This is a genomic window from Candidatus Dependentiae bacterium, from assembly GCA_013821315.1.
GTDB lineage: Bacteria > Babelota > Babeliae > Babelales > Babelaceae > JACDHA01.
The window spans coordinates 1-6,121 of record JACDHA010000039.1 but is presented as its reverse complement, the minus strand read 5'-3'; the positions used below and the strand labels follow the sequence as shown (position 1 = coordinate 6,121).

8 protein-coding genes are annotated in these 6,121 nt (G+C 34.6%); all 8 read left to right on the top strand.

The window, feature by feature from the left end; genetic code table 11:
• Positions 1-1,479 (top strand): hypothetical protein (locus H0X48_06635; GenBank protein ID MBA3954968.1); only part of this gene is annotated, 1,479 nt, incomplete at its 5' end.
• A 193-nt stretch (positions 1,480-1,672) separates the two neighbouring features.
• Positions 1,673-2,569: a peptide chain release factor N(5)-glutamine methyltransferase gene (prmC, locus tag H0X48_06630; protein ID MBA3954967.1), complete on the top strand. Its 897-nt coding sequence runs from the start codon at positions 1,673-1,675 to the stop codon at positions 2,567-2,569.
• Complete coding sequence (locus H0X48_06625) at positions 2,560-3,129, top strand: hypothetical protein (GenBank protein ID MBA3954966.1); 570 nt, start codon at positions 2,560-2,562, stop codon at positions 3,127-3,129. The genes prmC and H0X48_06625 overlap by 10 nt, the downstream gene beginning before the upstream one ends.
• Positions 3,116-3,640, top strand: coding sequence for a PilN domain-containing protein (locus H0X48_06620; protein ID MBA3954965.1), 525 nt, complete (start codon positions 3,116-3,118; stop codon positions 3,638-3,640). The genes H0X48_06625 and H0X48_06620 overlap by 14 nt, the downstream gene beginning before the upstream one ends.
• A gap of 39 nt (positions 3,641-3,679) precedes the next feature.
• Positions 3,680-4,588 (top strand): hypothetical protein, encoded by a 909-nt coding sequence (locus tag H0X48_06615; protein ID MBA3954964.1) that lies wholly within the window; start codon positions 3,680-3,682, stop codon positions 4,586-4,588.
• Between the two features lie 66 nt (positions 4,589-4,654).
• Positions 4,655-4,996, top strand: coding sequence for a hypothetical protein (locus H0X48_06610; GenBank protein ID MBA3954963.1), 342 nt, complete (start codon positions 4,655-4,657; stop codon positions 4,994-4,996).
• Between the two features lie 152 nt (positions 4,997-5,148).
• Positions 5,149-5,487, top strand: a complete 339-nt coding sequence (locus H0X48_06605; protein MBA3954962.1) for a hypothetical protein — start codon at positions 5,149-5,151, stop codon at positions 5,485-5,487.
• 143 nt (positions 5,488-5,630) lie between these two features.
• The coding region (locus H0X48_06600; GenBank protein MBA3954961.1) for an ATP-binding protein at positions 5,631-6,121 on the top strand (491 nt) is incomplete at its 3' end.

The following is a 6,121-nucleotide window of genomic DNA, read 5'->3' as shown; positions in this document are numbered from 1 at the left end:
CCTGAATATGTCGATTGTTTAAATTTAAATAAAGTTAATACACTAGTAAATTTAAAAGAATTTGGGAAAGAAATCACCTCTCAACAACTAGAAAGTATTTTTAATTTACCTAAATTAGCGAAACTCCTAGAATGTACAGAAGAAGAAATTCCTGTAAGTGCTTTAGCTGATATAGCTATTTGTTTGATTAAAGACGAAGAATTAAAAGATATACCAGCTCTTGACGGTAAGTTAGGATCTTTTATCACAACTCTTCAATTTCAGATCACTCGTAATCGCATTTTACACTTAATTAAAATTAACTTTGCACAAGATCAACAAGCTCAAGCGTTGTTAGTATTAAATAATATGTTTAATGTAAACTTAGAGGATTACTTTAACTTAGAGGGTCTTAGCTTAGTAATTAAAGCAGTAACAGAAAGAAAAGATGTAACAACACAGCAAGCACAAAACATTCTACAACCTAAGTGGTCTAAGTTTTTCAGTGATATAGAAGTAATTAACTTTGCAAAACTTGCAGAATTATTAAACACTTATCGCAATCTAAATACCACTGAATTTAAAAAATTAGTAGAAGACGCTTTTAAATATAGAAAATTAGAGAGTGATTTAGGTTTACGCCAAGGTATTTTTAATCAAGCGTTAAACACTTCTATTTCACCTGCTGCTCAACATAATGCAATGCAACAAGTTGCACAAGTTCCTCAAAAAGCAGGACAGCTAACAATGCTTCTAACACTAGCTGCTGCAGCTACAATTCCAACTGCTGAAGCTGCATTATGTGCTGCAAGTACCTATTATGGTGGATTATCAGCAGGAGCTGTTAGTATTGTCGGTATGTTAGCTGCTAATTCATATGCAGCTTATACATTATTTTATAATAAAGATACTATGGTGCCAACGAAAAACACCTATGCTACTGCATGCTTTCTGCTTCGCCAGTACAGTAAATTGAGTAATTCTAACGGTGGAGCTAAAGCAACTCTTAGTCCAGAAGATAGCTTAAAAATTGAGTCTGCTGCATTTGCGAATGGTTTAGACATCAATCAGTTACAGCACTTAGGACTTCAACGCGCAGAGCAACAAGCATTTATTTTTAAAGCTTGCATAAACCCAGTTTTATTTTTACAGAATAAAACTTTTATTCAGTCTTTAAAACTTAAGCAAATAGAGCACTTACATGCAATTATTAAGACGCAAGAAAGCTGTTTAAATAAAGCACAAGCTGCTTTTTCTTATAATGCTATAAACAAAATGAAAGAATTTATTGAAACTGTATCTTTAGAGCAACGTGCTAAATTGTCACAAAAAGGATTACTCGATCTAGCATTGTATAATCCCAATTTACTTAAGAATGTAGCTGAAGAACGTTTTTTAAAGTCGCTTACTCCAGAGCAAAAAGAGACTTTGCGACAAATATTCGCCTCAATGAATGTTAACCAAAATAGTAACAGTAACGGTAATGGTAAACTAGAGTAAGATAGAGCTTAAAAATATTCTAGTATCTAAAAAATATTTTAGTATCTAAAGAGCACTCAATTGAGTGCTCTTTTTTATGCAAAGTATTTACACTGTAAGACCAATTAAGGTATGGTGAAAAAGTACTCAAAAAGCATTTTGCTCTAAATATAGTATACTTAACTAAAACATATTCTATTTTACATTAGGCACTATGAACGCATCTATTAAAACAGTTGTAACACACGTGGCTCAAGAAATAGCACCACTCTATGGCTCTTACGATCAAGCATATAGTTGTGCTTGGTGGCTTATAGAATGGCTTACCTGTAAGAGCCAAGCTCAACTGAGAGCGCAAGACTCTAGTCTTACACTAGAGCAAGAGCAGACACTCAAAGCTGCTCTCTATGAGCATGTGCATGAGCACAAACCCCTGAACTATATCTTAGGATCAGTGCAATTTCTTGACCTTACTCTTACAATAAGAGAGCCTATTTTAATACCAAGACCGGAAACCGAATATTGGTGTGCTGAGCTTATTAATCAGCTTAAGCAACTAGATAAGCAAGATTTTGCTATTTTAGATATGTGCACCGGCTCTGGGTGCATTGGTATTGCTCTTGCTCAAGCATTTCCTCAAGCACAGGTATATGCTGTAGATATTTCATCACAAGCCTGTACTCTTGCACGTGAAAATGTTCTCAAAAATAATGTGCCTAATATAACTATACTAGAATCAAACTTATTTTCAGCTCTGCCGCCTGGCATACGTTTTGATGTTATGGTAAGTAATCCACCATATATAAGCCATAACGAGTGGCTAACGCTTGACCCATCGGTAAAAAACTGGGAAGATTATAAAGCATTAGTAGCTCCTGATGACGGTCTTGAGCTTATTAAGATGCTTTTACAACAAGCGCCAGAGTATCTGCTGTTTAGACCAGATTTTAAAGAAAAATCTATTCCACAAGTTGCTCTTGAAATTGGCTACGCACAAGGTCCAGCAGTACAAAAACTGTTTGAGCAGTATAAGTACACCACTATCCAAGTTCAGAAAGATCTCGCTCAACATGATAGAGTTGTAACAGCAGGAATGACCTTATGCAGATAGTAGGCATGCTGATTACTGATACTTACATAACTTTTAGCTTGGTAGCAGAAGACAAAAATGGTCTTAGTATACAAGCTTATCAGGAAAACGTAGTAGAACACTTTGCTGTATATCAATTATATATTTATAATCCAACAGCAATACGTATGCTTATAAAAAATTTTATGTACACCTATAAACTTGATGAGGCTTGCGTAGTTATAGCCTTTGAAAGCACTGCTTTACAAGAATACTGGGACGTTGGCCCTGCACCAGCTCAACGGGGCTCTCATGTACAAGAACAATCTCTTTTTGGAAAAACATATGGAGCTTACGTACGTCATGAACAATTATTAAGCTACAAACTACTCGCTTTTAATTGTTTTAACTTGCTGGGCATTACTACCCTGACAACTGCTTTATATTATGCACATAGCTTTGAAAAACCTGCTACGTCTCCTGGTTTAGAATTTAAATGCCTTGAAGATGTTAAGCAGTACTTAACGTCTGGAAGTTCTCAATTAACACAAACCTGCATGGGTATGTATACTATAGGAAAACTGTTATATGAAGCCGCTTAATTTTATTGAACCTAACAGCAGCACTTTTACTCCTTCACTTAAGCGATGGAAAAAAAATTCTTGTACTCTCTTGTTAATTGTCCTGACTATAGTTTTGTCTATTGAGGCTCATCAGCTTTATTCGTTTTATAACATTAAAAAAGAGCACACTGCTTTAGCTGGCTTTATAGCAAATCAAAAACAGATTATTAAAGATAAAACAGTTACAGATAACGCTAAAAAAAATCAAAAAAAACCTGCTTTTTTAAGTAACGTTAAAAAAAACATGCCTCATAGATTTATAGAAGCCTTGAGTTCTCTTATTCCTGATTCTGTAATGGTACTCAATATAGTGTCAGATGAAAAAAAACAGGTACTTACGCTTAAAGGGCAAGCACTCGACTCGCAAGGAATTACTCAATTTTTAAGAGCATTAGGCTCTTACAGCTTGTTTAAAAAGGTAACTCTTACCCATTTACTTAAAGATACACAACATTTGTATAGCATCTATGAATTAGAAATTAACTATTAAGCTTAGTACACACTACATTGCATTAATCAAAGGAACTACATGATCCGGCGTATGGCTTATGTTTTATTGCTTTTACTCGCTACAAGCATATTTACGATAAACAATAGTAAAGCAGCAGGTGATGTAACACCTACCTCCTTTAAAACGAGAGCTCTCAGCTTTTTAGGTCATTGGGCAGTAGCTGCTGGACCCTCATGGTTAGAAGCATACAAGTATTGTTTATTATTATCGGAAAAACAAGCTTTAGAATTCTTTGGAGATGATGATCTTACACCTGAACTAACTGTTTCTCTACGCTATCATTTAAAACAGGTTAACTATGAGCACTGGAACACCTTGCCTTTAAAAAGTATTAAAGCTGATATGCAGCCTTCTGTGTATAGCCCCCTTGTATGCACTGATTCATTGCTTTTTGTAAATCCTGATTTTTATAACGAGCTTACCGAAGGTGAAAAAAAAGCTGTTATAGCTCATGCAGTAAACATGATTGAACAAAAACAGATTTTAACTAGTGCCTGTGTTATGGCAGTAATACCTTTTGTCACTCAAACACTAACAACAACTTACACCTATTGTACAGAAAGCTTATACCTTAAGCTTCCCCACATTTTACGCTCTACTCCGTTTATAAAAAACACTATTGCTGCTCATAACTATGTAGCAACAAGCGCTATTTTAAAAGTTATTTTAAACCATATTGCTGCAGATATGTATTATAAATATACTGCCAAAAAAAATGATGTAGATTCAGCTAAACGGACAAATACCGCTCAAGAGTTGCTTAGTTATTATATTAAACGCAGTCAAAGAATGCCCTATAAATCGTGGTTTTCAAAAAGAAATGAGCCTACTCTTCATCAACGCATGAAGTATCTTATGCCGCTTATCAAGAGATCTTTTATACCCGAGCCAGAAGAAGAACTAACAAAAAGTAGTTTTACTATTTAGTATACCGAGCTATACTGATGAAAGTTTTAAACTATTTTTAAATTAATTAAACTCAAAGGTAACGTTATGAACAAAACTATACAGTTATTTAGCTTAGCTGCTCTTTCTTTGCTTGCTATCAACAACTGCTTAGCTGCAAAAGTAAAAGCTGAAGTAGAAGTGAGCCTTAGTCACGATGTAAAAGTATGGGTTCAAAGAACAGCTTTATACGCTGCTCCATTTTTCCTTGACGCAGCAGTGCATCAACTTTTTTTAAGTAATACAAGCTTTGCTGATTATCAAAAAAATAATGTGACAGACTCTAGAACACCTAAATTTTTAGGCATACGTAGAAACTCTTATTCCCATGCGTTAATAACTGGTGCTTTTGCTGCTTATTTGTGGCCTAAAGCTAACAAAATTAGCTAATTTTAATAAGTAATTGTTCTTGATGGCCGAGATATAAATCTCGGCCATCAAACTTTTTTAGCATTAAAAGAAGCTATTTGTATTACTGATAAACTAAAGTTATACTAATTAAGATTTAAAACATTAAATTAATTCAAATTAAAGGTATTACTGTGAACAAAATTATACACCTATTCAGTTTAGCTGCTCTTTCTTTGCTTGCTATAAATAATTGTGCAGCTGCAAAAGTAAAAGCTGAGTTAGAAGTTAGCGTTAGTCATGATGTAAAAGTATGGGCTCAAAAAACAGCTTTATATGCTGCTCCTTTTTTCCTTGACGCGGTGGTGCATCAAATTCTTCTAGATGATACAAGTTTCAGTGATCATCGAAAGAACGGAACTGATCCTAAAGATCTTAAGTTTTTAGGTATACGTAAAAATTCATATTCCCATGCATTAATAACTGGTGCTTTTGCTGCCTATTTCTGGCCTAAAGCTAACAAAATTAGTTAATTTTATAAGTACCTCCTTTAGAAGCCGAGAAATTTATCTCGGCTTTTTTTTGAACTCTTTTTAAGCTTTTGTGCTTTTTGTAGCTGCAAGTATAATTAAAAGTAAGTACTTCTATAAAAACAATTTAAGAAAGCAACACAGCTATGGCACGCATAAAACAACTTTCTCCTCAAGAAGCTCAAAAGATCGCTGCAGGCGAAGTCGTTGAGCGACCAGCTAACGTTGTTAAAGAACTTATAGAAAATGCTCTTGATGCTGGCGCTACACAAATAACTATTTATATAGAAGAAGCTGGCAAAAAACTTATTCAAGTTATTGATAATGGCTGCGGCATGGATGCACAAGATGCACGTATGTGTATTAAACATCATGCTACAAGCAAAATCACCAGTGTTACCGATTTAGAACATATTGCAACTTTTGGTTTTCGTGGTGAAGCTCTTTCAAGCATCTCGTCGGTAAGCAAAGTAGTGTTAACTACCAAAGAAGCTGATGCCACTGCAGGCATAACGCTTGAAGTTAGTGACGGGATAATACATAAAGAAACAGTTACTGCCTGTAATACAGGTACAGAGATTGCTATTCATGATCTTTTTTATAATGTGCCTGCACGTAAAAAGTTTTTAAAAGCAAA